General features: G+C 62.0%; 26 protein-coding genes. 25 read left to right on the forward strand and 1 reads right to left on the reverse strand.

Features of this window, described 5'->3' with window-relative positions:
- The first annotated feature begins 10 nt into the window (after positions 1 to 10).
- The 12 genes from fliI (at position 11) to fliP (ending at position 8,267) form a co-directional block, all read left to right on the forward strand.
- Positions 11 to 1,426, forward strand: a complete 1,416-nt coding sequence (fliI, locus tag CRO48_RS21580) for a flagellar protein export ATPase FliI (protein ID WP_097142034.1) — start codon at positions 11 to 13, stop codon at positions 1,424 to 1,426.
- A 2-nt stretch (positions 1,427 to 1,428) separates the two neighbouring features.
- A complete protein-coding gene (locus CRO48_RS21585) occupies positions 1,429 to 1,986 on the forward strand; it encodes a flagellar protein (RefSeq protein ID WP_097141934.1) in 558 nt (185 codons plus the stop codon).
- Between the two features lie 168 nt (positions 1,987 to 2,154).
- Positions 2,155 to 2,535, forward strand: a complete 381-nt coding sequence (gene flgB, locus CRO48_RS21590) for a flagellar basal body rod protein FlgB (RefSeq protein ID WP_097142035.1) — start codon at positions 2,155 to 2,157, stop codon at positions 2,533 to 2,535.
- A gap of 1 nt (position 2,536) precedes the next feature.
- Positions 2,537 to 2,956: a flagellar basal body rod protein FlgC gene (flgC, locus tag CRO48_RS21595; protein ID WP_097141935.1), complete on the forward strand. Its 420-nt coding sequence runs from the start codon at positions 2,537 to 2,539 to the stop codon at positions 2,954 to 2,956.
- Positions 2,953 to 3,300, forward strand: coding sequence for a flagellar hook-basal body complex protein FliE (locus tag CRO48_RS21600; protein WP_097141936.1), 348 nt, complete (start codon positions 2,953 to 2,955; stop codon positions 3,298 to 3,300). Before flgC ends, CRO48_RS21600 begins: the two co-directional genes overlap by 4 nt.
- An 11-nt stretch (positions 3,301 to 3,311) precedes the next feature.
- The gene (gene flgG / locus CRO48_RS21605) at positions 3,312 to 4,094 is read left to right on the forward strand and encodes a flagellar basal-body rod protein FlgG (RefSeq protein ID WP_097141937.1); all 783 of its coding nucleotides are present in this window, start codon (positions 3,312 to 3,314) and stop codon (positions 4,092 to 4,094) included.
- A gap of 20 nt (positions 4,095 to 4,114) precedes the next feature.
- A complete protein-coding gene (gene flgA / locus CRO48_RS21610) occupies positions 4,115 to 4,633 on the forward strand; it encodes a flagellar basal body P-ring formation chaperone FlgA (protein ID WP_097141938.1) in 519 nt (172 codons plus the stop codon).
- A complete protein-coding gene (locus CRO48_RS21615) occupies positions 4,630 to 5,745 on the forward strand; it encodes a flagellar basal body P-ring protein FlgI (protein ID WP_097141939.1) in 1,116 nt (371 codons plus the stop codon). Before flgA ends, CRO48_RS21615 begins: the two co-directional genes overlap by 4 nt.
- On the forward strand, positions 5,742 to 6,284 hold the full coding sequence (locus tag CRO48_RS21620; RefSeq protein ID WP_097141940.1) for a MotE family protein: 543 nt from the start codon (positions 5,742 to 5,744) through the stop codon (positions 6,282 to 6,284). The genes CRO48_RS21615 and CRO48_RS21620 overlap by 4 nt, the downstream gene beginning before the upstream one ends.
- Positions 6,281 to 6,991 (forward strand): flagellar basal body L-ring protein FlgH, encoded by a 711-nt coding sequence (gene flgH / locus CRO48_RS21625; protein ID WP_097141941.1) that lies wholly within the window; start codon positions 6,281 to 6,283, stop codon positions 6,989 to 6,991. Before CRO48_RS21620 ends, flgH begins: the two co-directional genes overlap by 4 nt.
- A 35-nt stretch (positions 6,992 to 7,026) precedes the next feature.
- Positions 7,027 to 7,530 (forward strand): flagellar basal body-associated FliL family protein, encoded by a 504-nt coding sequence (locus CRO48_RS21630; protein ID WP_097141942.1) that lies wholly within the window; start codon positions 7,027 to 7,029, stop codon positions 7,528 to 7,530.
- Positions 7,527 to 8,267: a flagellar type III secretion system pore protein FliP gene (gene fliP, locus CRO48_RS21635; RefSeq protein ID WP_097141943.1), complete on the forward strand. Its 741-nt coding sequence runs from the start codon at positions 7,527 to 7,529 to the stop codon at positions 8,265 to 8,267. The genes CRO48_RS21630 and fliP overlap by 4 nt, the downstream gene beginning before the upstream one ends.
- 242 nt (positions 8,268 to 8,509) lie before the next feature.
- Here the strand turns inward: fliP and CRO48_RS21640 are convergent, their stop codons facing one another.
- Positions 8,510 to 10,420, reverse strand: coding sequence for an O-linked N-acetylglucosamine transferase, SPINDLY family protein (locus tag CRO48_RS21640; protein ID WP_245423619.1), 1,911 nt, complete (start codon positions 10,418 to 10,420; stop codon positions 8,510 to 8,512).
- Between the two features lie 403 nt (positions 10,421 to 10,823).
- On the opposite strand from CRO48_RS21640, the gene CRO48_RS21645 reads away from it, so the two are divergent.
- The 13 genes from CRO48_RS21645 to CRO48_RS21705 all read left to right on the forward strand — a co-directional run bounded on the left by CRO48_RS21645 (position 10,824) and on the right by CRO48_RS21705 (position 25,702).
- Positions 10,824 to 11,690: a flagellin N-terminal helical domain-containing protein gene (locus CRO48_RS21645; RefSeq protein WP_097141945.1), complete on the forward strand. Its 867-nt coding sequence runs from the start codon at positions 10,824 to 10,826 to the stop codon at positions 11,688 to 11,690.
- 250 nt (positions 11,691 to 11,940) lie between these two features.
- Entirely contained in the window at positions 11,941 to 12,918 is a 978-nt protein-coding gene (locus CRO48_RS21650; protein ID WP_097141946.1) for a flagellin N-terminal helical domain-containing protein, read from the forward strand.
- 247 nt (positions 12,919 to 13,165) lie between these two features.
- Complete coding sequence (locus tag CRO48_RS21655; protein WP_097141947.1) at positions 13,166 to 14,101, forward strand: flagellin N-terminal helical domain-containing protein; 936 nt, start codon at positions 13,166 to 13,168, stop codon at positions 14,099 to 14,101.
- Between the two features lie 345 nt (positions 14,102 to 14,446).
- On the forward strand, positions 14,447 to 15,418 hold the full coding sequence (locus CRO48_RS21660) for a flagellin N-terminal helical domain-containing protein (protein WP_097141948.1): 972 nt from the start codon (positions 14,447 to 14,449) through the stop codon (positions 15,416 to 15,418).
- A 341-nt stretch (positions 15,419 to 15,759) separates the two neighbouring features.
- Entirely contained in the window at positions 15,760 to 16,410 is a 651-nt protein-coding gene (locus CRO48_RS21665; RefSeq protein WP_097141949.1) for a hypothetical protein, read from the forward strand.
- Complete coding sequence (locus CRO48_RS21670) at positions 16,407 to 17,561, forward strand: flagellar motor protein MotB (RefSeq protein WP_097141950.1); 1,155 nt, start codon at positions 16,407 to 16,409, stop codon at positions 17,559 to 17,561. Before CRO48_RS21665 ends, CRO48_RS21670 begins: the two co-directional genes overlap by 4 nt.
- Positions 17,562 to 17,598: 37 nt before the next feature.
- Positions 17,599 to 18,882, forward strand: coding sequence for a chemotaxis protein MotC (gene motC, locus CRO48_RS21675; protein WP_245423620.1), 1,284 nt, complete (start codon positions 17,599 to 17,601; stop codon positions 18,880 to 18,882).
- Complete coding sequence (fliK, locus tag CRO48_RS21680) at positions 18,879 to 20,366, forward strand: flagellar hook-length control protein FliK (RefSeq protein WP_097141952.1); 1,488 nt, start codon at positions 18,879 to 18,881, stop codon at positions 20,364 to 20,366. The genes motC and fliK overlap by 4 nt, the downstream gene beginning before the upstream one ends.
- On the forward strand, positions 20,296 to 20,868 hold the full coding sequence (locus CRO48_RS21685; protein ID WP_097141953.1) for a transglycosylase SLT domain-containing protein: 573 nt from the start codon (positions 20,296 to 20,298) through the stop codon (positions 20,866 to 20,868). Before fliK ends, CRO48_RS21685 begins: the two co-directional genes overlap by 71 nt.
- Positions 20,869 to 21,138: 270 nt before the next feature.
- On the forward strand, positions 21,139 to 21,810 hold the full coding sequence (gene rem, locus CRO48_RS21690) for a transcriptional activator Rem (RefSeq protein ID WP_097141954.1): 672 nt from the start codon (positions 21,139 to 21,141) through the stop codon (positions 21,808 to 21,810).
- Between the two features lie 126 nt (positions 21,811 to 21,936).
- On the forward strand, positions 21,937 to 23,163 hold the full coding sequence (locus CRO48_RS21695; protein WP_097141955.1) for a flagellar hook protein FlgE: 1,227 nt from the start codon (positions 21,937 to 21,939) through the stop codon (positions 23,161 to 23,163).
- A gap of 39 nt (positions 23,164 to 23,202) precedes the next feature.
- Positions 23,203 to 24,636: a flagellar hook-associated protein FlgK gene (gene flgK, locus CRO48_RS21700; RefSeq protein ID WP_097141956.1), complete on the forward strand. Its 1,434-nt coding sequence runs from the start codon at positions 23,203 to 23,205 to the stop codon at positions 24,634 to 24,636.
- 4 nt (positions 24,637 to 24,640) lie between these two features.
- Positions 24,641 to 25,702: a flagellar hook-associated family protein gene (locus CRO48_RS21705; protein WP_097141957.1), complete on the forward strand. Its 1,062-nt coding sequence runs from the start codon at positions 24,641 to 24,643 to the stop codon at positions 25,700 to 25,702.
- Positions 25,703 to 25,726: the final 24 nt, after the last annotated feature.

Raw genomic sequence — 25,726 nt, forward strand, 5'->3', positions numbered from 1 at the left:
CGGTATGACGATGGCGACGGACACGGCACAGTCTCGACCGGCGGCAGGCGATGGAGCGCGCAAGCTCAACGCTCTGGCCGGGCTGGTGAAACGATACTCCCATCCGGACAGTTCGGTCGCCCACGGCGGACATGTCCAGACGATCGCTGCCGGCAACTACACCGTCAGCGGACTGTCGCGGCATGTCAGGCTTGGCGAATTCGTCGCCCACCGAAGCCCCACCGGCATCCATCTCGGCGAAGTCGTGCGGGTGGAGCCGGAGACGGTGGTGGTCTGCCCCATCGAACCGGGCGAGCCGATCGGCATCCACGACACCGTCATTCGCAAGGGCGCGTTCCGCGTGGCGCCGGCCGCATCCTGGTGCGGCCGAACCATCAATGCGCTGGGCGAGCCCATCGACAACCGCGGACCCTTGACGCAAGGCGATGTGCGGCGTTCGATTTCCAACACCGCGCCTCCGTCCATGACCCGAAAGCGCGTCGAGACGGGGTTCACCACCGGCGTTCGCGCGGTCGATCTTTTCGCACCCTTGTGCCTCGGCCAGCGCCTCGGCATCTTCGCCGGCTCGGGCGTCGGCAAGTCAACCCTGCTTTCGATGCTGGCGCGGGCCGATGCCTTCGACAAGGTAGTGATCGCCCTTGTCGGCGAGCGCGGCCGTGAAGTGCGGGAGTTCATCGAGGATACGCTCGGCGACAACCTGGCGAAATCCGTCGCCGTGGTCGCCACGAGCGACGAAAGCCCGATGCTGCGCAAGATGGCGCCGCTGACGGCGGTGACGATCGCGGAGCACTTCCGCGATCAGGGCGACAATGTGCTTCTGATCATCGACAGCGTCACGCGTTTCGCCCATGCGATCCGCGAGGTGGCAACCGCATCCGGCGAGCCGCCGATCGCGCGCGGCTACCCGGCGTCGGTCTTCACCGAGTTGCCGCGCCTCTTGGAGCGGGCCGGCCCCGGGGCCGAAGGTGCCGGCACGATCACCGCGATAATTTCCATCCTCGTCGACGGCGACAATCACAACGATCCGATTGCCGACTCGACCCGTGGCATCCTCGATGGCCACATCGTGCTCGAACGCAGCCTTGCCGACGAGGGGCGCTACCCGCCGATCAATCCACTGTCGTCGATCTCGCGTCTGGCCCGCAAGGCCTGGACGCCCGATCAGGAGAAGCTGGTGGCCCGGCTGAAGGCGCTGATCCATCGCTACGAGGAAACCCGCGACCTTCGCCTTATCGGCGGCTACCGCCCCGGCAGCGATCCCGATCTCGACATGGCGATCAAGCAGGTTCCGATCATCTACGACGTGTTGCGGCAGACGCCGAACGACAAGCCGGCGGCGGATTCGTTCGCCGACCTTGCGATCGCCCTGCGCAACGCTCCCGCCAACCAGCCGAACGGCGCAGGCAACGCTAGGGCAAGAGGTTAGAGATGACTGATTTTGATGCCGACAAGGCCGTGCCGCCGCTGCGGCGGAGCGAAGTCCGCGGCAGAAGTTTCGCCGATCGCCTGCTCATCACGGCAGGGGTGACGCTGGCCGGTCTCGCGGCCTTCTTCCCGTGGTACGTCTTCCTCAATCCGCAGGAATTTTCCCTCCCGCCGCTCTGGCAGGATGCGCGGCGCGATCTGCCGGACATGCCGGCAAAGGTCGTGGTGAGCGTTTCGCCGGCAGCCATGGTCGACAAAGACGATGTCGCCCCTGCGCCCGAACTCGACCCCGTTCGCACCGCGACCGTTCCCAATCTCGGCCGGGAAGGCGCGCGCGGTGCAGCCCCCAGCGCGCCGATCGAACAGCCGCTGCCGCCCCCGACCGGCTTTCGCCTGATGCACGTCGCCAATGGGCGGGCAATGATCGAGGACGCCTCGGGCATGTACATCGTCCGGGTGGGGTCGATCCTGCCCGACAACAGCAAGCTCGCCACACTCGAGCAACGCGAGGGCGAGTGGGTGATCGTCACGTCGAAGGGCGACGTCTACAAGCGTCGCTGATTCGCGCAGCCATCCATCGTCGCAAGCCGCCGCCCATCCGGCGGCTTTTTGCGTTCTTGGCGCCCGAAATGCCGGGAAATCCGGCGGCCAGCGAAAAGGTGAAACCCCGGCAAGTCCCACGCAAGTTTAGCCCCCTAGGTTCGGGTCAACAAAATGGAGTTTGCCGCCATGCAACCAATTCAATTCTTCGAGCTGGCTTCCAAGCAGGCCGATTGGCTCGCCGTCCGCCAGTCCGTGGTTGCCGGCAATATCGCCAATGCCAATACCCCCGGCTACCGCGCGAAGGACGTGACGCCTTTCCAGTCGGTCCTTGAGAAGACCGGCATCCAGATGGCGGCCACCAATCCGATGCATTTCACGGAAGGTTCGCTCAGCAACGAGGTGACCGATGTCGCCGCCAACGAAGACGTCGGCGTCCAGATCTCGGGCAACTCCGTGGGGCTTGCCGAAGAACTGATGAAGCAGGGCCAGGTCAAGCGCGAGTACGAACTCAATGCCGGCCTGGTGAAGGCGTTTCATCGCATGATGCTGATGACTGTCAGGACGTAATATGGATCCCCTACTTGCCTCAATGAAAGTCGCTGCCTCGGGTCTCGAGGCACAATCCACCCGCATTCGCATCGTCTCGGAAAACCTGGCGAACGCCCGCTCGACCGGCGATGTGCCCGGAGCCGACCCCTACCGTCGCAAGACGGTGACCTTCGTCTCGGAGCTCGATCGCGCCGTCGGCGCATCGCTGGTGGAGGTCGATCGCCTCGCCGAAGACGAGGGCGATTTCTCCACGGAGTTCGACCCGGGCAACCCGGCGGCCGACGAGAAGGGCATGGTGAAGCTGCCGAACGTCAACGTGCTGGTGGAGATGGCCGACATGCGTGAGGCCAACCGCTCCTACGAGGCCAACCTGCAAAGCATCAAGCAGTCGCGCGACCTGATCAGTGCGACCATCGATCTCCTGAGGGCATCGCAATGATTGAATCGCTGAAGAGCGTCAGCTCGCTCACTCTGTCGTCGCCGCTGGGCGGCGCGATGACGGAGAATTCCGTTTCCAGCACCGCCTTTCAGGGGCTCGCGCAGAACGTCCAGAACGCGCCCCAGCCGATGAGCTTTGCCGAGGTCCTCGGTGATATGGCGAGCGACGCGGTGGGCAGCCTGAAGGCAGGCGAGACCAAGTCTTTCGAGAGCATCCAGGGCAAGGCGAACACCCGTGAGGTGGTCGATGCCGTGATGACGGCGGAGCAGACGCTCCAGACGGCTATCGCGATCCGCGACAAGGTCGTCACCGCCTATCTCGAAGTCGCACGCATGCAGATCTGAAGGAACGTGCCATGAAAGCTCTCGCTATCGCCGCAACCGGCATGAACGCGCAGCAGACCAATCTCGAGGTCATCGCGAACAACATCGCCAACATCAACACCACCGGCTTCAAGCGCGCCCGGGCGGAATTCTCCGACCTGCTCTACCAGACCGAGCGTGCGCAGGGCGTTCCCAACCGCGCCAATCAGGCGATCGTTCCCGAAGGCGCGATCATCGGCCTCGGCGTCAAGACGGCGGCGGTGCGCAACCTGCACATCCAGGGCTCGCTGACCCAGACGGGCAACTCCTTCGACGTCGCCCTCGTCGGCCGCGGCTGGTTCCAGATCGAAGCGCCCGACGGCACGATGCTCTATACGCGTTCCGGCGCCTTCAACACCAACGCCGACGGCCAGCTCGTGACACTGGACGGCTACACCGTTTCTCCGGGCATCACCGTTCCCCAGGATGCGACAGAGATCACCATCAACCGTTCGGGCCAGATCTTCGCCACCGTGAACGGCGAGGATCAGGAGCTTGGCCAGCTGACGCTCGCGAATTTCGTCAACGAGGCCGGCCTCGAGCCGATGGGCGAAAACCTGTTCCGCGAGACCGAAGCCTCGGGCGCGGCCACGGTCGGCACGCCGGACGAAAACGGTCTTGCCTACCTGCAGCAGAACTACCTCGAAGCCTCGAACGTCGATCCGGTCAAGGAAATCACCGACCTGATCTCGGCGCAGCGTGCCTACGAGATGAACTCCAAGATCATCCAGGCGGCCGACGAAATGGCGGCCGTGGTCAGCAAGAACCTCCGTTAATCGAAACAAGCGAGGGAAACATGATGTTTCGCCTGAAGCACCTCCGTCCAGTCAGGAATGCGGCGCGTCGCGCGGCAGGCCTGGTTGCAGCCGTCATCCTTGCGATCGCCGGATGCGCGGCCGTCCTGGAAGCGACGCCGGCTCTGGCAGAGCCGCGCTTCGCGGTCGTGCCCAAGCGAACCATCTATCCCGGCGAGCAGATCGATTCGAGCCAGCTCGAAGAGGTCGAGGTCACCAATCCGAATATCGCACCCGGCTATGTCGAGGAAATCGCGGCGGTGGACGGCCTGGTCACCAAGAAGACCCTTCTTGTCGGACGGATCATCCTCGCCTCGGCGCTGCGCGAGCCCTATGCGGTGTCGCGTGGCAAGTCCGTTCAGCTCGTCTTCCAGAGCGGACCGTTGACGATCCGGGCATCCGGCATGCCGCTCGAGGACGCCTCGGTCGGCGATCTCATCAAGATCCGCAACATGGATTCCGGCGTGATCGTATCCGGTACCGTGATGGGTGACCATTCAGTGCATGTGGTGGCAAAATGATTAGACCGTTCCTGTCCCGATTGCTGGCTGCCTTCGCGGCACTGTCGCTGACGGTGGCACCGGCGCATTCGGCAGCGCGCATCAAGGATGTCGCGTCGCTGCAGGCGGGACGAGACAACCAGCTGATCGGCTACGGCCTCGTCGTCGGCCTGCAGGGCACCGGTGACAGCCTGCGTTCCTCTCCATTCACCGACCAGTCGCTGCAGTCCATGCTGCAGAACCTCGGCATCAATACGCAGGGCGAGCGCTCGCGTGCGAAGAACATCGCAGCAGTGCTGGTCACCGCAACGCTGCCACCCTTTGCCAGCCCCGGCAGCCGCATCGACGTCACCGTCGGCTCGCTCGGCGATGCCACGTCGCTGCGCGGCGGCTCGCTGGTCATGACGTCGCTGACCGGCGCCGACGGCCAGATCTATGCCGTGGCGCAGGGGTCCGTCGTGGTCACTGGCTTCAACGCGCAGGGTGAGGCGGCGACGATCCAGCAGGGCGTCACCACGGCCGGTCGCGTTCCGAACGGCGCGATCATCGAACGCGAGCTTCCGGCCCGCTTCAAGGACAGCTCGGACCTCACGCTGCAGCTGCGCAATCCCGACTTCTCGACCGCGGTCGGCATGGCCGACGCCATCAACCGCTATGCCGCCAAGCGCTTCGGTGGCCGGATCGCGGACGCGCGCGATTCCCAGGCCGTCTACGTGCAGAAGCCGAAGAACGCGGACCTCGCGCGACTGATGGCAGAGTTGGAAAATCTCGTCATCGAGACCGACGTGCCCGCGCGCGTCGTCATCAACGAGCGCACCGGAACCATCGTGATCGGGCAGGATGTTCGCATCTCCGAGGTGGCCGTCAGCTACGGCACGCTCACCGTGCAGGTCACCGAGATGCCGAAGGTCGTGCAGCCGCTGCCGTTCTCTGACGGCGTGACGGCGGTAGAACCGAACACCGACATCATCGCCCAGCAGGACGGCGGCACTGTCGCCATTCTCAACGGCTCCAATCTTCGTACGCTCGTTTCCGGGCTCAACAGCATCGGCGTGAAGCCTGACGGGATCATCTCGATCCTGCAGGGCATCAAGTCCGCCGGCGCACTTCAGGCAGAACTGGTGCTGCAATGACGATTGCCATCGACAAGCTTCCGATCATTCGCGATCTGCGGGCTCTTCTCCTTCCCGCAGCCGGCGTGCTGATGCTCGCCATGCCGGGTGCACAGGCCGAGGAGCGTCCGGTCATCGTCACCAGCCAGGCGAGCGGGGACGAGATCCGCGAATTCTGCACCAATATCTCCGACAAGGCGCGCGACCAGCGCTATCTGCTTCAGCGGCAGGAGCTGGAAAAGCTGCAGCAGGACGTCGACAGCCGCATCGAGACGCTGGAGAAGCGCCGTGCGGAATACGAGGATTGGCTGCAGCGGCGTAACGATTTCCTGAAGACCGCCGAGGCCGGTCTGGTCGAGATCTACAAGAAGATGAAGCCGGATGCGGCGGCGGTCCAGCTGGAGAAGGTCCGGCCCGAAGTCGCTTCCGCGATCGTGATGAAACTCAATCCGCGCATGTCGAGCCTGATCCTGAGCGAAATGAAACCGGAGACGGCCGCATTGCTCGCGAGCATCATCGCCAGCGCCTCTGATCCGAATACCTCGAAGGACCCGTCATGAAGAAGCTCGTTGTCGCGATGCTGGCTACGTCGCTCTTGTCCGGATGCGCCAACCAGGCGCTGAAGGAAATCGGCCGCGCTCCGTCGATGAGCCCGATCGGCAGCGGTCTGCAATATGCCCAGACGCCGCAGATGGCGCTCTATCCCAAGCAGCCGCAGACGCGGATGGCCGGCTATTCCACCTGGAGCGACAATCAGTCGAACCTGTTCAAGGATTCGCGCGCGATCAACGTCGGCGACCTCCTGACGGTGACGATCCGCCTCAACGACGAGGCGACCTTCGACAACAAGACCGACCGCAGCCGCACGAACAAGAGCGGCATGAACTTCTCGGTGGCCGGCGAGGGCGACAATTTCAGCCTCAATACGGACGGCGATCTGACCTATGGCTCTTCGACGAGCACCAAGGGCGACGGCAAGACCGAGCGTTCCGAACGGCTCAACCTTCTCGTCGCAGCCGTCGTCACGGGCGTTCTGGAGAACGGCAATCTGCTGATCAGCGGGTCCCAGGAGGTCCGCGTGAACCATGAGCTGCGTATCCTCAATGTCGGCGGTATCGTGCGTCCGCAGGACGTCGATTCCAACAACCGCATCTCCTACGAAAAGATTGCCGAGGCGCGCATCTCCTACGGTGGCCGTGGACGCCTGACGGAAGTCCAGCAGCCGCCGTGGGGCCAGCAGCTCGTCGATCTCTTCTCGCCGATCTGATCGGCATACCCCGAACACGAAGACGGAATGCGCATATGGCGGACCTGGAGCAGGGCGGCGAAAGCAAGAAGAAGCCATCGCTGGTCATAACGATCGCGATCATCGCCGGTCTGAGCGTCGTTGCCGGTGGCGGCGGCTGGCTGGTCGGCAACATCCTGGCGCCGCCGTTGTCCGAGACGGCGCCGGTCGAGAAGGCGGCCGGCGAAGGCGAAGAAAAGAAGACCGACGAGGGGATCGCCCGCCTCGCGACGGAAGCAAACGGCATAGTCGCGCTGGAGCCTTTCACCAGCAACCTCGCCTATCCCGCCGACAACCTTGTTCGCATGGAGGTTGCCCTTGCCTTCAAGGGGCAGCCCGACCCGGTCCTGGCCGAAGCGATCCACCAGGACATCTTGGCCTACATGCGCACCGTGTCGCTGCAGCAGATCCAGGGGCCGCGCGGCTTTCAATATCTACGGGACGACCTGAAGGAGCGGGTTGACCTTCGATCGGAAGGGCGCGTAACGAACATCATGTTCCGAACCTTTGTGATCGAATGATTCGATTTCTTACGACGATCTTCGTCGCCCTTGTGGCGATGACCAGCCTTGCGTATGCCCAGCAGACGCCGGCCCAGCTGCTCAATACGCCCATCGACGGTTCGGTGGCGTCGTGGATCATCCGCACGTTCGGTCTGTTGACCGTACTTTCGGTAGCGCCCGGCATCCTGATCATGGTGACGAGCTTTCCGCGCTTCGTCATCGCCTTTGCGATCCTTCGCTCCGGCATGGGGCTTGCGACGACCCCGTCGAACATGATCCTGGTCAGCCTCGCACTGTTCATGACCTTTTACGTCATGGCGCCGACCTTCGACCGTGCCTGGCAGAGCGGCATTGAACCGCTGATCGCAAACCAGATCGACGAGACGGAAGCGGCAAAGCGCGTGGCGGAACCGTTCCGCGAGTTCATGACGGCGAATACCCGCGACAAGGATCTGCAGCTTTTCGTCTCGCTTGCCGAAGAGCGGGGCCAGACCGTGGTCGTCGACGGCAAGGTCGATCTCCGCGCCGTCATCCCGGCCTTCATGATATCCGAAATCCGGCGCGGGTTCGAAATTGGCTTCCTCGTCGTTCTGCCGTTCCTGGTCATCGACCTGATCGTTGCAACGATCACCATGGCCATGGGCATGATGATGTTGCCGCCGACCTCGATCTCGCTGCCCTTCAAGATTCTCTTCTTCGTCCTCATCGACGGCTGGAATCTGCTGGTCGGCAGTCTCGTCCGTTCGTTCAGTTAGCCGGCGGCGTTGCCTGTGGAGATGGCTCACGCGTGCCGCCCAGGAAGGGCGCAGCGGTTGCGCCAAGACACGCCGCAGCAGACGCCTCTGGTTAAAAGCGTCAGGCGCTGACCTGAAAGGTCGCGACGCTCGGGTGTCGCTGAAGTCTCCCATCCGTTTCCACGCGACACACCCTCACGCGACACAGGAAAAGCCCCGCATCGATCGATACGGGGCTTCTCTCCGGTTGTTGGCTGTGCTGCCTATTGGAAGGGCGTCGTCCGGGGCGGCAGCGCGGTAACGTCGAAGTGATCCGGCTCAAGCCCGTTTCGGGCGCGATCGGCCATCGTTTCGTAGGCCATCTCCAGATGGCGGCAGAACCGCTCCGAATCGAAGAGCGGCGCGATGAGCCGGTTTTCCGCCAGCTTCGACTTGTAGCCGGCAACCCGGTCGGGGTTCTCGTAGCAGGCGATCGCCTCCTTGACATAGGCCGAGGGGTCCGCCGTCACCAGCTCCGGCAGCCCGATGGCGTTCAGTAGGCTCTCGCTGACGCGCGAGGCGAAGTTCGTGCCCTTCATGGCGATGACGGGCAGTCCGCCCCAAAGCTGCTCAGACGTCGTGGTGTGGCCGTTGTAGGGGAAGGTGTCGAGGCCGATGTCGGCCGCCTGCAACCTGTTGAGGTGCTGCTCGTAGTTGACCTTCGGCGTGAAGATGATCCTCTTCGGCGAGATGCCCTCGGATTCGAACTTGTTCTCGATGTTGATCCGCGAACGTTCGGAGGTCGTCAAAAGGAGCAGGTTGCTGTTCTTCGCCCGCTTGAGGATCTTGACCCACAGGTTGATGACCTCGAGGGAAATCTTGCGGTTGTTGTTGAACGAGGCGAAGAGGAAGGTATCTTCCGGCAGGCCGAGTTCCGCGCGGCTGTGCGGCGTCAGCGGCGACCGGTTGACCGGATCGTTCGGCTGGTAGGTGTCCGGCAGGCGGCAGAACTTCTCGTGGTAGTAGGGCTTGGACGTATCCCGCAGCACGTAGTGGTCGCCGATGACGTAGTCGAGATCGACGTTGAGCGTCGAGCCGGGGAAGCCGAGCCAGGCGACCTGAACCGGCGCTGTCGGATAGCTGAGGATGCCGGGCCGCGCATCCTTCGTATGACCCTTCATCTCGACGAGGATGTCGATCCCGTGCGCCCGGATGGTCGCCGCAGCCTGTTCGTCAGACATGTCGAGAATGGAGACGACGTTGCCCCATGTGCTGCGGTCCGCCGTGTTCCGTTCCAGCAGCCTTTCAGGGGTGTAGCAGAACAGCGTCACCTCGAAGCGGTTGCGATCGTGACGCTCCAAAACGTTGCGCAGCAGCTTCATCGTCGCGTGCAGGTCCCAGAAGTCCGAGGACAGGTAGCCAATCCTGATCTTGTCGGACCATGTGTGCGGCATCTGCCGGCGCAGCGCGGTCGTTTCCGGCGTTGCGGGTTTGATCAAATACTTCGACAGACTGTTGATCTTCTCGTCGCCGCACCAGTTGAGGTTGAACCAGGGGTGCTCCCGGGACAGGTCTGCGAGATCGCCCTTGGCATAGGCCTTGTCGAGCAACGGCTGGTGCTTCTCGATTGCAACGTAGTCGTTCAGTTCCCGCGCCTGCGTGAGATAGACGCTGCGGATGCCTGTGTTGCCGGGCGCGCCTTGCAGCACCTTCTGAGTCGTCAGGTAATTGTTCTCGTCGGCGAGGTGCTCGGTCAGCAACTGACCCGCCAGGGCGATGTGCTCCGGCTTGCCACTGAGGATCAGCGGTTTTCTCAGCCCTTCGAGGATGTCGCGCTCGCCGCGCTTCAGGAAGATTGTCGCCAGCACAAAGGCGACGTCCGGATCGTTCGGATCCTTCTCGAAGAGCCGCTTGCCGGAGACGAGTGCCTCGTCCTCGTTGCCGCACTCTAGATGAAGGGTCATCGCCTGCTTGCGGTACTCCGTGGAGTGGGCGTCGTCATAGCTCGCGGCGACCTCGAAGATAGAGGCTGCATCGGACCGCAGCCCGATCTTGGCGAAAGTCTTCGCCAGCAGCGCATAGGTCTTTCCGTCCTTCTGGATGTCGAGCAGCTTGTTCAGCGTATGGAGGGCCTGACGATATTCGCCCTTCTGGTATTCCAGCGAAGCGATCGAAAACGAGACTTTCGGGTTCAACTGCGGGTGCTCCGTTCGAACTGGTGGCTGTTTGCAACGATTGGCGATCGATCGCGCCTCGCCGCACATGGGTCGGGTAACCGTATCCGGCGAACCTTGCGCGGGTCAGTCGCCCGGTGATTCCGGAAGCGAAAACATGGTTAAAAATATATTCAATATAAGCTTTCGTCCTTAACCATATAAACTTCGCATCTATTAACTATGCGGGAAAGACCGGCAAATCCTACTGTCGAAATTAAGGAGCGGGAAAGGATTGGGCCCGATATTCGACCTCACACGACAGGTTTGGTTTCTCGGGATGAATATAGAGACCAAGTGGCATGAAGCCGATCTGGAGTAGCCGGTAGTAAATTTAAGTCCGGTATGTCCCCAGCAATAGTATTTCGTATAAGGGACAAAGCTAATGTCTAGCATCATGACCAATTCCTCGGCCCTCTCGGCTCTCGCCACGCTGCGTTCGATCAACAACGACATGGAGACCACCCAGGATCGTATTTCGACCGGCTACCGCGTTGGCGCTGCCAAGGACAACGCCGCTTACTGGTCGATTGCCACCACCATGCGTTCGGACAACCAGGCGATCTCGTCTGTTGAAGACGCTCTCGGCATGGGCGCTGCCAAGGTCGACGTAGCTTACGCAGGTATCGAAGCTGCCATCGACATCGTTTCGGAAATCAAGGCGAAGGTCACCGCCGCCAACGAAGAAGGCGTCGACAAGTCCAAGGTTCAGGAAGAAATCGACCAGCTTAAGAAGCAACTGCTGTCGGTTGCAACGGGCGCGTCGTTCAACGGCGAAAACTGGCTGGTTCCGGATGACACCGCTGCCAAGACCGTCGTCACCGGCTTCGTCCGCGACGCCAGCGGTGGCGTCAAGGTCACGACCGAGAGCTACGACGCCTCCACCCACGCCCTGTTCGATGCCACCGCCGGCACGGGTGGTATCCTCGGCGACATCTACGACGCGACCTGGACGGTTGACTCCACGACCGCCGACCTCGCCACGATGCTTGACGACGTCCAGACTGCCCTCGACTCGCTGCAGACCGCCGGCTCCACGCTGGGTTCGCTGTCCAAGCGCGTGGAACTGCAGGAAGACTTCGCATCCAAGCTGAGCGATGCGCTCGAGAAGGGTGTCGGCCGCCTGGTCGATGCGGACATGAACGAGGAATCGACGCGATTGAAGGCTCTGCAGACGCAGCAGCAGCTTGGCATCCAGGCCCTGTCGATCGCCAACTCCAACTCGCAGAACATCCTGTCGCTCTTCCGTTAATCGGGCTGACCGCGGGTTCGCCCGCATCGCAGGAAACATCGAAGGCCGCGCTCCGATCAGGGGCGCGGCTTTTTTCATTTTTATTTTTCCCGTTCAATCTTGGTTAACTTTATTGGTGTTTCCTTAGCCCATCGAAACGGCGGGTTAACTAAGAAAATTAACCAGTTAGCAGGCATGAACGCTGACCGCCGTTTCCCGGTGAAACCCGGAATGTCCCTTTCTTTTCGTTTCGCTTTTAGGGGCACCAATTATGACGAGCATTCTGACCAACATCGCAGCCATGTCGGCACTCCAGACGCTGCGTTCGATCAACTCCAACATGGAAGAAACCCAGGGTCGCGTATCCTCGGGCCTGCGTGTAGGTGAAGCTGCCGACAACGCTGCCTACTGGTCGATCGCCACCACGATGCGTTCGGACAACAAGGCAATCTCCGCCGTTCAGGACGCCCTCGGCCTCGGCGCCGCCAAGGTTGATACCGCCTATGCCGGTATGGAAAGCGCCATCGACGTCGTCGACGAAATCAAGAAGAAGGTCGTCGCCGCAACCGAGCAGGGCGTCGACAAGGAAAAGGTTCAGGAAGAAATCAAGCAGCTCCAGCAGCAGCTGATCTCCATCGCCAGCGGCGCGTCGTTCAACGGCCAGAACTGGCTGGTTTTCGACAGCACTGATACCTCCGCCACCAACGTTGCCGACAAGACCATCGTTTCGGGCTTCATCCGCAACGCCGACAGCACTGTTCTGACGAACTCGACGACCTACACGCTGAATTCCGACGCGTCTACCGCAGATTCCAACGTGCTCTTCGGCACCATCGACACCACGGCCAACACCGGCACCGGCGGTATCCTCGGCTCGAGCGCCATCGACCTCGGTCTGACCGCGACCACCGCGACCTGGGATGGTACTGTCACGATCCTCGACATGGACATCTCGGCCTACTCCGACGAAGACATGGCAAGCGCCCTGTCGCTGGTCGAAACGGGTCTGCAGCTGATGCAGAAGGCCGCTTCGCAGCTCGGCTCGATCGCGCTGCGCATCGATCTGCAGGAAGACTTCGCAAACAAGCTGAGCGATGCAATCGACTCGGGCGTCGGTCGACTGGTGGATGCCGACATGAACGAGGAATCGACCCGCCTGAAGGCCCTGCAGACGCAGCAGCAGCTCGGCATCCAGTCGCTGTCGATCGCCAACTCCAACTCGGAAAATATCCTCTCGCTCTTCCGTTAATACGGATAGAAAACAGAGAAATTCAATTGGAAGGCCGCGCCCCGAAAGGGGCGCGGCTTTTCGCTTTTTAATCTTTCCTCCCCGTCTGTTTAAGATTTGTTAACCATGTTTGCATTATCTGGAGCCATCGAAACGATGGGTTAACCAAGGCGAAGATTCGGTTAACGGGCATCAGGCCGCTCCATCGTTCCCGGCGATTCCGGGATGTCCCTTTTGAAAGACCTAGCCGTTGAAGGGGCCCTTTCCAATGACCAGTATTCTGACCAACAATGCCGCAATGGCTGCTCTGCAGACGCTGCGCTCGATCAATGACAGCATGGAAGAGACGCAGGCGCGCGTTTCCTCTGGCCTGCGCGTCGGCACCGCAGCCGACAACGCCGCCTACTGGTCAATTGCGACGACGATGCGCTCAGACAACAAGGCTCTCTCGGCAGTCGAAGATGCGCTTGGTCTCGGCGCCGCCAAGGTCGACACGGCCTACGCGGCAATGGAAAGCGCCAAGGACGTCGTAGAGGAAATCAAGGCAAAGATCGTCGCGGCCACCGAAGAAGGCGTCGACAAGGCCAAGGTGCAGGAAGAAATTGGTCAGTTGCAGAAGCAGTTGATGTCGATTGCCCAGTCGGCATCGTTCAGCGGTGAGAACTGGATCGCCGGCGACGCCGCCGACAAGAGCGTTGTATCCGGCTTTGTGCGCACCGCCGGCGGCACCGTCGCCGTGACGACCACAGGTTATAGCCTCAATGATACCGCAACCGGAAACCTGCTGTTCGGCGGCGATGGCAGCGGCGGCATCGATGCCACCAGCGGCATCGTCGGCACGACCATCGCCTTCTCTGGTGGTTCGACCTTCTCGGTCTACACGCTGGACATCACCGAATTCACCGGCACCTACGTTGCCGTCAACATGGCCGAAGCGCTCAAACTGGTCGAGGACTCCTTCCAGGCGATCACGAGTGCTGCAGCTGAACTGGGCTCCATTTCAATGCGGATCGGCCTGCAGGCCGACTTCGCCTCCAAGCTCAGCGACTCGATCGATTCCGGTATCGGCCGGCTCGTCGATGCGGACATGAACGAGGAATCGACCAGGTTGAAGGCGCTGCAGACCCAGCAACAGCTCGGCATCCAGTCGCTGTCGATCGCCAATACCAATTCCGAGAACATTCTCCAGCTCTTCCGTCAGTAAGCGGCGCCCTGGCTAGGGGCGACTTCGTCCCGCTCTGACTGGAAAAATCCGCGGTTCCGCAAGGAGCCGCGGATTTTTCGTTTCCCGTCGCCGGCAGGTGGCGCGTCCCTGCTGACGGCTTGCGCGAGGCTTGCGCCGTTGGCGATTTGGGCCCGGGTTTCGCAGGATCTTAAGGAATCCCTAACGGCGTTAACCATTTGTTAACCATTTGCCGATTAACCCTTTGTTAAGAATGATGGACTGTCGCCCAGGGCAAACGGTTGGTGACAGCGCGCATGACGCGGTTCCTCCGTTGCCGGTTTATCACTCCGGCCTGCAAAACATCCCCCATACAAGGTATTGACGATGGCCAGCATTTTGACCAACGCCGCCGCAATGGCAGCGCTGCAGACCCTGCGTTCGATTGACAGAAGCCTCGAGACCACCCAGGCGCGCGTTTCTTCCGGCCAGCGCGTCGAAACGGCGGCGGACAACGCAGCCTACTGGTCGATCGCTACCACCATGCGCTCCGACAATCGCGCGTTGTCCACCGTCCAGGACGCATTGGGACTGGGTGCCGCAAAGGTCGATACCGCATATGCGGCAATGGAAAGCGCCATCGAAACGGTGCAGGAGATCAAGGCCAAGCTGGTCGCCGCCTATGGCGTGGGTACCGACCGCGCAAAGATCCAGGAAGAGATCGAGCAGTTGCAGGCGCAGCTCAAGAGTGTTGCGGAATCGGCCTCCTTCTCCGGCGAGAACTGGCTTCAGGAAAAGATCAGCACCAGTGCGACGGCGACGGTTGCGACGACCGTCACCAAGCAGGTGGTCGCATCCTTCATCCGCAACTCTTCGGGCACCGTGGCGGTGACGACGGTCGATTACCCGCTGAATGGCTCGACCGTGCTCTTCGACCTCGGCGACGGCAAGCTCGGCATTCTCGACAAGGAAGCGATGGACGGAACCACCGCTCTCGGCTTCTCCGTCTCGACGCTCGACATTACCGACCTTGCCAGCGTGCAGGCAGCGCTCGGCGCCGGCGCCACCGAGGAAGATGCCCTGGACGCGATGACCAAGTTCATCGATGGCCAGCTGGAGGCAATGACGAGTGCTGCCTCGAGCCTCGGCTCGATCCAGAAGCGAATCGAGATGCAGGAGAACTTCGTCGCCACCTTGGTCGACACGATCAAACAGGGTGTCGGGCGTCTGGTCGATGCGGACATGAACGAGGAATCCACTAGGTTGAAGGCGCTGCAGACCCAGCAACAGCTTGGCATCCAGTCGCTGTCGATTGCAAACACCAACTCCGAAAACATCCTGCAGCTGTTCAGGCAGTAAGGCTGCGATGCGCGGCCGCGGCGAAGGGCACGTTGTCCCTCGCATGGCCGCTTCAGCTCCCGGGGTGCCATGGTCATCGGTACGCCGGACGCTTGGGCCGCGCGATTTGCCCTGGCGCGGCCCAAGACATTCATCCTCGCACAAGTTTGACCCTCTAGTTTCGCAACCTGCAGTCAGGAAGATTGTGCGCCGGCCGGACGTCATCGGCGCGAAGTCCCAGGAGACGTGGCAGCGGTGTGGAAGAGTAAAAACGTGTCGAGGCAGGAAACAGGGCAGAGCAGCGGGCGGTGTTTACGCGTTCAGCGCACGTCGGTCCCAGACGCTAAGCGCGGAGGCGTCCGATGAGCCTGCAGCTTGCAAGATATCTGAAGGATTTCAGCCCGCCGCGTCAGACGCAATCGCCGTTTCCGCGGGATAGCGCCCTGGGAGGGCCTGCCGCAGCACCGCAAGCGCTGTTCGACCTGTCCGTGCCGGAGTCACCGGTCGATATCGAAGCCGAGCGCGCCAAGGCATTCGCCGAGGGCAGGGCCGAGGCGGAAGCCGAACTTTCGCGCGCGCACCGCGAGGAGATGGAGGCGATGCAGGCCGCACACACCGCGAGCCTCGCCGAACTGCGCGACAGCTATGAAAAGCAGGCCGCAGCGATGATCGCGGAGCGAATATCGGCGATGTCGGACACGGTGGCAGACCTCCTGGCAAGCCAGGCGGCCAACGTGCTGGCGCCGGTTCTGGACGAGGTCCTCGCTCGTAAGGCGGTTGCCGATCTCGCCACGATGATCCGCAGCGGTTGCCACGAAGGCGAAGGCCTGGTGGTGACGGTCAAGGGACCGTCGCACCTCTATGAAATGTTGCTGTCGCACTTCGAGGGGCATGCCCCGCTATTTCGTCACCTGGAAGCGGCAGATCTCGATCTATCGGCAGAATTCGGGGATACGGTCCTGGTCACGCGCATGGCGGCCTGGGCTGACACGGTCCGCAGGGTACTGGCATGAGCGAAGAAAATCACCACAACGGCAAGAACGAGATCATTATCGTCAAGCGCCATGGCGACCACGAGGGCGAACATCACGCCTCCGCCTGGAAGATCGCCTATGCCGACTTCATGACGGCCATGATGGCCTTCTTCCTCGTCATGTGGCTCGTCAATGCGGCAAACGAGGAAACGAAGGCCTCGGTCGCCTCCTACTTCAATCCCATCAAGCTCACCGACGACAAGCCGGCCGACAAGTCGCTCAAGAAGCCCGGTAAGCAGGCGGAGGGCGAGAACACCCAGGAGAAGTCCAACAGCGACGGCCAGAAGCAGTCGCAGGCGGAGGGTGCGGAGAAGGGCAAGGACCAGAGCACGACCGCGGGCGAGGAAGTGCAGTACTCGCAGGCCGATTTCTTCGAGAACCCGTATTCCGTGCTGTCCGAGATTGCGCAGGAAGTCGGTCAGCAGGCCAATGTCAGCGCCAAGGGCGAAGGCGGTGCAGCCGATTCCGGCCCGGCCACCGGTGCTGCCGGCGGCGAAGCCTATCGCGATCCCTTCGATCCGGACTTCTGGACCCAGCAGGTGGAAATAAGCCAGGCGACCAGCGCCGGCAGCGAAAGCGTCGCCAAGCCTGGTCAGGACAAGGCCAGCGAGACCGCCGAAGCGAAACCGGAAGACGTCGCGAAGGAACAGAGCGAAGCCGAACGCAAGGCATCGGACGAGGCGCGGAAGCTGCAGCAGGAAATCGTCCAGAACATCGGCACGCTCGGCAAACTCGCCGAGGGCCTGACGGTGACCCCGGCCGAAGGCGGTCTGCTGGTCAGCCTGACCGACCAGATCAACTCGGCCATGTTCAACGTTGGTTCTGCACTGCCGAAGAAGGACATGGTCATCGCGATGGAGAAGATCGGCAAGATCCTTGCCGAACGCGGCGGCGCGATCGCCATTCGCGGCCATACCGACGCACGGCCCTTCCGTGGCAACGGCGACAACTGGCAGCTGTCGGCTGCGCGTGCGCAGAGCGCCTACTACATGCTGGTGCGCGGCGGTCTTGACGAGAAGCGGGTCAGCCAGGTCAGCGGCTTTGCCGATCGCCGGCTGAAGGTCCCCGAAGATCCGATGGCCGACGTCAATCGCCGCATCGAAATCCTCATCCAGGCGAACGAGGGCTAGCGCGATGCGGTGGAGGCGAAGGCTCCAGATATACGGAATGACAGTCGCTGCGGGGCTCGGCCTCGCAGCTTCGGCGCATGCGCAGGCCCTGGATGACCTTGCGCCGTACAAGATGATCCGCTCGCTGCAGTATGTGCAGGACACCGTCGTGCTCGGCGATCACTCGGCGATGGAAATGCAGCGCTTCCTGCTGTCGACCATCGACGAGCGGCTGCGCACAGCCGACACCACGATCTTTGCCGATCCGCGCAATGTCGATGCAGCACTTGTCTACGCAATGAGCGGAGGCAATCCGCAAACGCTCGAACTTCTCGTGAAGAACGACGTTTCCGGCCACTTCGACGCGCGCATCACCGATGCCGTGCGCAACTACGTGACCGGGCGTGGCGCCATAAACTCGAAGTCGGTGGCGGAAATCTTTCCCGAGTACAAGGACCTCGAGATCGCCCCCTATCTGGCGCTGGTGTCTGCCAACTCCGTATTGCGCAAGGACCCGACGCTGGCGCTCAGCTTTTTCGACTGGGCCCGCCTGATCGCACCCGGCACGCTCGTTGAAGAGGCCGCTCTGCGCCGTTCGATCTATGTCGCCGAGCAGAATGGCATGGTGGAGAAAGGCGTTCGCTATTCCAGCCGCTATGCGCGGCGTTTCCTGCGCTCGCCCTATGCCAGCCAGTTTGCGGACCTGTTCGTTAAACTCGCTACCGAGCACTTCGAAGAGATCGGCGAGGACAACATCCAGGAAATCCTCTCCTTCATGGACGCGCCGCGGCAGCGCGAGGTCTACCTGCGCATGGCGCGGCTGTCGGCCATCTCCGGCAACGGGCGGCTTGCCGCTATGGCCTCTGAGCGCGCGCAGGCGTTGACGGCCGACGGCGAAAAGATGCCGCGAACGCTGGCGGGCCTCTATTCCGGCCTGGTCTCCGTCTCTTCCTCCGACGTCAGTGCGGTGATGGAGAAACTCGTCGCCATCCCTGACGAGGATCTTTCCGCCAAGGACCGCGCCCTGAAGGAAGCCGCCCGCAGGGTGGCCGAGGAAGTCTTGCGCCCGCCCGTGCTGATCGATGAGGCACCGTCTGTGGCACCTTCCGAAAGCGGCGTGGAGAGCGTCGGCGCGGATGATGTAAGCGAAGATGAACGAATGAGCCCGACGGCGGTCGTGGCAGATCCTGCGGCGCCTGCGGCAGGGGAACAGTCGGCTGTGGCCGGCGGTGAGATGCAAGGTGAGGATCAGAAGGGCGATCCCGCGATCGACAGCTTCGTCTCGACGAGCCGGTCGAAACTGGACGAGATCGACAAACTCCTGAAGGGAGAGGGCAGTTGAGCAGCATCGACACCAATATAGTGAGCCAGCTCGATAGCAAGCGCTCCTTTGGCGCCGCCAAATCCACGTTGGAGGGCGCAGGCGGCAAGTTTTCCGAAACCTTTGACACTCTTTCCGGCAAGGGCGGCGCCAAAAACTCCATCACGCGCGAGGCCATTCTGGACGGTGTCGTGAAGGCAGGTTCGGACGCGCTGCCTTCGCTCGCTTCCGTCGCCTCGATCCAGGACCGCTTTGCGGCGGATGCCGGCAAGCAGGAGGTGCAGGCGCCATTGCCCGGCACGGTCGCCGACGCCTCCGACACCGGCGAAGCGGTTCCGGCCGAGGCGGCAGCAGATGGTCTCTCTGGCGCCGATATCGCTGCACTGGTGGCTGAGACGAAAGGAATGTCCTCCCGTCCCGCGGATGATCGCAAGGGGCCGCCCGCCCGATCCGATGCGGATGGCGGCTATGACGGTCTTCTGAACATTCTGGCCGGCACCCCGGCGAATGCCGAACCGGCACAGAACACGGATCTCGCGCAGGCTGCCGCTTCAGTTGTTGCCCAGGGCGCACAGCAGCAGGTTGGCGACAACGGCGGAGAAGCGGCCAAGTCCGTGACGACCGGTGTCGCAGAACTGATGCTTGCCAATGTGCCGGCCAGAGCGATCAAGGGCGGCGAAACGGGCGATGCCGCCTCTGGCCGTGTTCGCGCGCAATCGACCCTCGCCGACGCGACGCGTGGCGCAGCCGCGGCCGGCATGGCGCCTGATGCAATCGCTGATGCGCCCGTGGCGGCCGACGATGTTGCAGGCTCCGATGCAGACCAGGTCTTTCGGCTGGTTCGTTCCGACGGAAGGGCACGACCGGTCGAGATCGCCATCGGCGGAAACGGGGACGTGGCGGTGAAGGAGCAAGGGACGCCGGCTGCCAAGATCGAGGCCGTCACGGTCCTCGATTCGCGCCGCTACCTCGGTCTCGCGCCGACCGGCAATGCGTCTGCGGTAACCTCGGCCATCGCACACGATCCCACGCTGGCCTCCGCCTTGACGGCGGCTCAGGACGACAAGACCGGCAAGGTCGTCAATACGCTCAAGATTCAGTTGAGCCCGATCGATCTCGGTACGGTCACAGCGACGCTGCGGCTTCAGGGCGAGGCGCTGACGGTTGACCTGAAGGTCGAAACCGGGAAGGCCTACCGCAATCTCAGCGACGATCAGGATGCCATCATCAAGGCGCTGCGCGGCCATGGGTTTGCGGTGGACCAGGTCAGCGTTCAGCTGACCTCTTCCTCCGATCGCAGCGGCAGCACGGGGCAGGGCGATCCGCAGGCGCAGTTCTCCGGCCAGCAGCAGGCGCGCGAGGGCGGCGGCCAGCAACAGGGCGGCAATGCCGCCCGTCAGGCAGATACCAAGGCATTCAACGAGGGAACGTCGTATGATTACGGCCAGGCAGACGGCTCTTCTGTCGCTAACCAGTCTCGCGGCTCTGGCGGCGTCTATCTGTAGCGCTCAGGCGGCGGTCGGCAGTTGTGAAAAAGAGATCCTCGCTGCCGCTTCCAAATACGACATTCCCGCCGGCATCCTCTATTCGGTCGGTCTCACGGAGACCGGCCGTAAGGGGTCTTTGCAGCCTTACGCCCTGAACATCGAGGGCAAGGCCTACTTCGCAAGCAGCGAGCGCGAGGCGTTGCAGCGCTTCCAGCAGGCACGCGCGAGCGGCGCCAAGCTGATCGACCTCGGCTGCATGCAGATCAACTATCACTTCCACGGGGCAGAGTTTTCATCGCCCTCCGAGATGCTCAATCCCCGACGCAACGTCGAATATGCGGCGCGCTTTCTGTCGGAGCTGAGGGATCGTCACGAGACCTGGACGATGGCGGTGGCACGCTATCACGCGGGTCCGAACAACGACCCTGCACAGAAGCGTTACGTCTGCCGGGTGATCGCGAACCTTGTCGCGACCGGCTACGGAAGCTGGACGAACAACGCTCGCGCCTTCTGCCAATAATACAATCATTGATTGATAATCGTGCCATTTGCCAAATGTGGCGGCAATGCGCGTGCTTTGTGGCTGACAAGTCCGGATTGCCGCCGAGCGTTAACTTTTCCACCAGAAAATAGTCGCACCTTTGCTTTGGCATACTATATCTAGTGCAAATCGCGCCCCTATGGTTAATCAATTATTAAATAATCCGGATGATTTTATGTAATTGCCGCTGAATCCCACGATTCGTACCACTTTCTTAACGAAGCACCACACTGATTCGGAGGCGGACGAATGATCGTAGTGGTTGATGAGCGCGAGCTCGTTAAGGACGGTTACACATCACTTTTTGGACGCGAGGGCGTACCCTCGACGGGCTTTGATCCGAAGGAATTCGGAGAATGGGTCAATTCGGCGGCCGACAGCGATCTGGAGGCCGTCGAGGCGTTCCTGATCGGGCAGGGACAGCAGTCGCTGGAACTGCCGCGGGCGATCCGCGACCGGTCCCAGGCGCCGGTTATCGCCGTGAGCGACAGCCCATCGCTGGAAACCACCCTGGCCTTTTTCGATTGCGGCGTCGATGATGTCGTCCGCAAGCCGGTCCACCCGCGGGAAATCCTCGCACGGGCCGCCGCCATCCGGCGGCGCCTGAAGGCTCTTGCCAATCACACCGACATCGGCCCCATCCGCGTTTTCTCGGACGGTCGCGATCCGGAAATCGAGGGCAATGTGTTTCCCCTGCCGCGCCGCGAGCGCCGCATCCTGGAATACCTGGTCGCAAACCGCGGCCGGCGTCTGTCCAAGACCCAGATCTTCAACGCCATCTACGGCATTTTCGACGAGGACGTCGAAGAGAACGTCGTGGAGAGCCACATCAGCAAGCTGCGCAAGAAATTGCGCAAGAAGCTCGGTTTCGACCCGATCGATTCGAAGCGTTTCCTCGGCTATTGCATCGACTGGAACTGATTACTGCGCGGGCCGGTCGCGGCCCGCAGCAACAGGCGGGGCCGGCGGTATAAACAAGCCGCAGACAGCCTCACGCAAGGCCCGCCTCCTACTCTCAGCCCGAAATTCGAATAGCGAGGAATCAGCATGAGCCTCTACGGTACCATGAGAACCGGCGTCTCCGGCATGAACGCCCAGGCAAATCGCCTGAGCACGGTTGCCGACAACATCGCCAACGCCAACACGACCGGCTACAAGAAAGCCTCCACCCAGTTTTCCTCGCTGATCCTGCCGACCACCGGCGGTGCGTACAATTCCGGTGGCGTCACCACCGACGTACGCTACTCGATCTCCGCGCAGGGCACGTTCACCTATACGACCTCGGCCACCGACCTGGCGATCAACGGCAGTGGCTTCTTCATCGTACAGGGCTCGGACGGCATCGAATACCTGACCCGCGCCGGCGCGTTCACCGTCATGGACGACGGCTCGCTGAGAAATACCGCCGGTTACAAGCTGATGGGCTACGAGTATTCCTCCACGGCGGATCCGACGATCGTTATCAACGGCTACGATGGTCTCTCCGAGATCAACCTCAAGTCGGCAGCCCCTTCAGCAACGCCGTCGACGTCAGGCCAGCTTGACGTGACCCTGCCGTCGAACGAACCGCATCCCTATTCCAAGGCGACCTCTCTCGTCGCCTACGACAGCCTCGGCAACACGCGGAAGCTCGACTTCACCTATTCCACCACCGGCACTGCCGGAGCGTGGTCGCTGGCGGTCACCTATACCGACCCCGACACTGGAACGGTCTCGACGCTTGCGACCCAGGCGCTCACCTTCGACTCGACCGGTAACCTCACCTCGCCTGCCAGCGGGACGATCACCACCTCGAGCCTTACGTTCGGTGTAGGCGCCGGCGCCCCGGTCCTCAGCGGTCTCGATATCTCGATCGGCGGTTCCAAGCAGCTGAACCAGGACTTTGCTGCAGACGGAGACATCAACGGCAGTGGCCCGAGCGAGGTGTCCGGCTACGAGATCAGCGCAGACGGCATCGTTTCCCTGAAGTACGACAATGGCGACTTGATCCCGAAGTTCCGCATCGCGATGGCGAATGTGCAGAGCCCGGACAACCTGACGCCGCTTGCAGGCAACGTCTACTCGCAGAGCAACGACTCGGGCGTCATCGTCATGGGATATGCCGGCAACAGCGGTTACGGCTCGATCCTCTCGGGCGCGCTGGAAGACTCCAATGTCGATATCGCCGAGGAGCTCACCAGCATGATCGAATCGCAGCGCAACTACACGGCCAATTCGAAGGTCTTCCAGACCGGCTCCGAACTGATGGAAGTTCTCGTCAACCTGGTACGCTGACGGGAGCCGCAATTTCAATAGAACGGTAGGTTGAATACGATGTCGCTTTCCACGGCAATGAAGATTGCCCAGTCCAGCTTTTCGAACACGGCGCTGCAAACCGCCGTGGCCTCGAACAACATTGCCAACGCAAGCAACACCGCATACAGCCGCCGTTCCGCGGTTCTGGCCTCGACGGGGAACGGCGCCACCGTCGTTCACACCATCCGCGCGCAGAACGAGGCCCTCCAGAAGCAGAACCTGCTCAGCATTTCCAAATCCTACGCCCAGGATACGACCCTGGCGGGGCTGGAGCGCCTGAAAGGGATCCTGGGCGGCGACGACTACGAGCTGTCGACGGCCAGCTACCTTGCAGCCTTGCGCGACAATCTCCAGACCTTTGCCGACAAGCCGAGCGAGCAGTCTCTCGCAGAGACGGTCGTCGCCAACGCCGTGGACGTGGCGAATTCGCTTAACTCGGCCACCTCCTCCGTGCAGCAACTGCGCGCCGAAGCGGATGCCGACATTGCCACCGCGGTCACCGAGCTCAACCGTCTTCTCTCCGAGTTCAAGACTTACAACGACAAGATCAAGGCGGGAACGGCGGCAGGGCAGGACGTCAACGATGCCCTGGACCAGCGCGACAAGCTGCTTAGCCAGATATCGGAAATCGTCGGTGTCACCGTCAACGTGCGCGCTAACAACGACATGTCGCTCTACACGAGCGACGGCACCACCCTGTTCGAGACCGTGCCACGGACCGTGACGTTCACGTCGACGACCAGCTATGCGGCGACGACGACCGGCAACCAGATCTACATTGACGGCGTCGCACTCAATCCCGGCAGCGGCGGCAACACCAGCGGCCAGGGCACGCTTTCGGCGCTGCTGCAGCTGCGTGACGACATCGCGCCCACCTTCCAGACGCAGCTCGACGAAATGGCGCGCGCCGTCATCTCGATGTTCCAGGACAACGGCCAGCCCGGTCTCTTCACCTGGATCGACGGCTCCACGCAGTCGACGGTCGTTCCCGGGACGCTGACGTCGGGGCTCGCCGGCTCGATCGTCGTCAATCCGGCGCTCATCACCGCCAGCGGCGGCGATCCGATGAAGTTGCGCGATGGCGCCAATCTCAATCAGAACACAAATAACGACGCCAGCTACTCGACGCTTCTAGACAAGTACGCCGCCGCCTTCTCGACGACGATGTCCTTCGACGTCGCCGCCGGGGTCGATACGTCGGTGAACCTGCTCAACTTTGCCACGTCGTCGATCGGCTGGGTGGAACAACTGCGCAGCGCCGCCGTCACCGCCAGCGACGACAAAGGCGCTCTCCTGTCGCGAACGCAATCGGCTTTGCAGAACGTGACGGCGGTCAGCCTCGACGAGGAACTGGCGCTGCTTCTCGACCTCGAACAATCCTACAAGGCTTCGGCGAAACTCGTGGCTGCGGTCGACGAGATGATGACCGCGCTCCTCCAGGCAGCAGGCTGATTTCATGAAGACGTCTTTCGTATCCAATATGACCATGCAGAGCACCATGCTTCGGACAATCGCCGAAGCGCAGAAGGAGCTCATGGCGAAGCAGAAGGAGACCGTCACCGGCCGCCACGCCGACATCGGTGCGGTGCTCGGCGCGAAGACGGCGCGGACGCTCAATCTGCATCGCGATCTGCAGCGCCTCGAATCGCTGCTCAGCACCAATTCGCTGACCACGCAGCGCCTCGCAGCCTCGCAGGAAGCGCTGGGGCAGATTTCGGAAGCCGCGAACTCCGTGATGGAAAACCTGGTCAGCTTCTCCGGCACCGAATCTCAGGACCAGCTCGATCGAACCAAGGAGACCTTCGCCAGCGCGATCTCGCTGTTCACCAACGCGGCGAACACGTCCTTCAGCGGCGAGTATCTCCTGTCGGGCATCAATACCGACGTCATGCCGGTGAACGACTACCTCGATTCCGGCTCGACGGCGAAGGCGACCTTCGATCAGGCCTTCTTCGACTTCTTCGGCTTCGACCAGTCCGACGCGCAGGTGGCATCGATTTCCGCAGACGACATGAACGACTTCATGTCGGAGCTGGAAACGATGTTCATGGATACCAGCCCGACCGGAACCTGGGCCACCGACTGGTCCAACGCTTCCGACCAGAACATGACGAGCCGGATCAGCAACTCCGAGGTCATCCAGAGCTCGACCAATGCCAATACCGACGGCATGCGCATGTTCGCACTCGGTACGGTCATCGGCTACGAACTTCTGAACCTCGGTCTCAGCGCCGAAACCCGCAAGGCTGTGAGCGACACCTCGCTCGCCTATATCGGTTCGGCCATCACGGGCGTTGACGGCGATCGCACCACGCTCGGCGTGTCGCAGGCTCGGGTAAAGCAGGCGACGACCTCGCTGGAGGCGCAGTCCTCAATCCTGAGCAACAGCATCAACAGCCTCGAAAAGGTCGATACCAACGAGACCGCGACGCGGATCACGACCCTCGAGACGCAGCTTGAGCTCGCTTACACGCTGACGGGCCGGCTGCAGAACATGAGCCTGGTCAACTATCTCTGATGATCAGAGATGCGATGACAAACA

Origin of the sequence: Rhizobium subbaraonis, from assembly GCF_900220975.1 — a bacterium.
Lineage (GTDB): Bacteria > Pseudomonadota > Alphaproteobacteria > Rhizobiales > Rhizobiaceae > Mycoplana > Mycoplana subbaraonis.

Coding starts and splice junctions, on each gene's coding strand:
- CRO48_RS21705 (WP_097141957.1), top strand. CDS start 24,641: ATGAAGACGTCTTTCGTATCCAATATGACCATGCAGAGCACCATGCTT.
- CRO48_RS21645 (WP_097141945.1), top strand. CDS start 10,824: ATGTCTAGCATCATGACCAATTCCTCGGCCCTCTCGGCTCTCGCCACG.
- CRO48_RS21585 (WP_097141934.1), top strand. CDS start 1,429: ATGACTGATTTTGATGCCGACAAGGCCGTGCCGCCGCTGCGGCGGAGC.
- CRO48_RS21600 (WP_097141936.1), top strand. CDS start 2,953: ATGATTGAATCGCTGAAGAGCGTCAGCTCGCTCACTCTGTCGTCGCCG.
- flgB (WP_097142035.1), top strand. CDS start 2,155: ATGCAACCAATTCAATTCTTCGAGCTGGCTTCCAAGCAGGCCGATTGG.
- CRO48_RS21670 (WP_097141950.1), top strand. CDS start 16,407: ATGAGCGAAGAAAATCACCACAACGGCAAGAACGAGATCATTATCGTC.
- CRO48_RS21665 (WP_097141949.1), top strand. CDS start 15,760: ATGAGCCTGCAGCTTGCAAGATATCTGAAGGATTTCAGCCCGCCGCGT.
- flgC (WP_097141935.1), top strand. CDS start 2,537: ATGGATCCCCTACTTGCCTCAATGAAAGTCGCTGCCTCGGGTCTCGAG.
- flgH (WP_097141941.1), top strand. CDS start 6,281: ATGAAGAAGCTCGTTGTCGCGATGCTGGCTACGTCGCTCTTGTCCGGA.
- fliI (WP_097142034.1), top strand. CDS start 11: ATGGCGACGGACACGGCACAGTCTCGACCGGCGGCAGGCGATGGAGCG.
- flgG (WP_097141937.1), top strand. CDS start 3,312: ATGAAAGCTCTCGCTATCGCCGCAACCGGCATGAACGCGCAGCAGACC.
- CRO48_RS21695 (WP_097141955.1), top strand. CDS start 21,937: ATGAGCCTCTACGGTACCATGAGAACCGGCGTCTCCGGCATGAACGCC.
- rem (WP_097141954.1), top strand. CDS start 21,139: ATGATCGTAGTGGTTGATGAGCGCGAGCTCGTTAAGGACGGTTACACA.
- flgK (WP_097141956.1), top strand. CDS start 23,203: ATGTCGCTTTCCACGGCAATGAAGATTGCCCAGTCCAGCTTTTCGAAC.
- CRO48_RS21615 (WP_097141939.1), top strand. CDS start 4,630: ATGATTAGACCGTTCCTGTCCCGATTGCTGGCTGCCTTCGCGGCACTG.
- CRO48_RS21685 (WP_097141953.1), top strand. CDS start 20,296: ATGATTACGGCCAGGCAGACGGCTCTTCTGTCGCTAACCAGTCTCGCG.
- CRO48_RS21655 (WP_097141947.1), top strand. CDS start 13,166: ATGACCAGTATTCTGACCAACAATGCCGCAATGGCTGCTCTGCAGACG.
- flgA (WP_097141938.1), top strand. CDS start 4,115: ATGATGTTTCGCCTGAAGCACCTCCGTCCAGTCAGGAATGCGGCGCGT.
- CRO48_RS21630 (WP_097141942.1), top strand. CDS start 7,027: ATGGCGGACCTGGAGCAGGGCGGCGAAAGCAAGAAGAAGCCATCGCTG.
- CRO48_RS21620 (WP_097141940.1), top strand. CDS start 5,742: ATGACGATTGCCATCGACAAGCTTCCGATCATTCGCGATCTGCGGGCT.
- CRO48_RS21660 (WP_097141948.1), top strand. CDS start 14,447: ATGGCCAGCATTTTGACCAACGCCGCCGCAATGGCAGCGCTGCAGACC.
- fliP (WP_097141943.1), top strand. CDS start 7,527: ATGATTCGATTTCTTACGACGATCTTCGTCGCCCTTGTGGCGATGACC.
- CRO48_RS21650 (WP_097141946.1), top strand. CDS start 11,941: ATGACGAGCATTCTGACCAACATCGCAGCCATGTCGGCACTCCAGACG.
- motC (WP_245423620.1), top strand. CDS start 17,599: ATGACAGTCGCTGCGGGGCTCGGCCTCGCAGCTTCGGCGCATGCGCAG.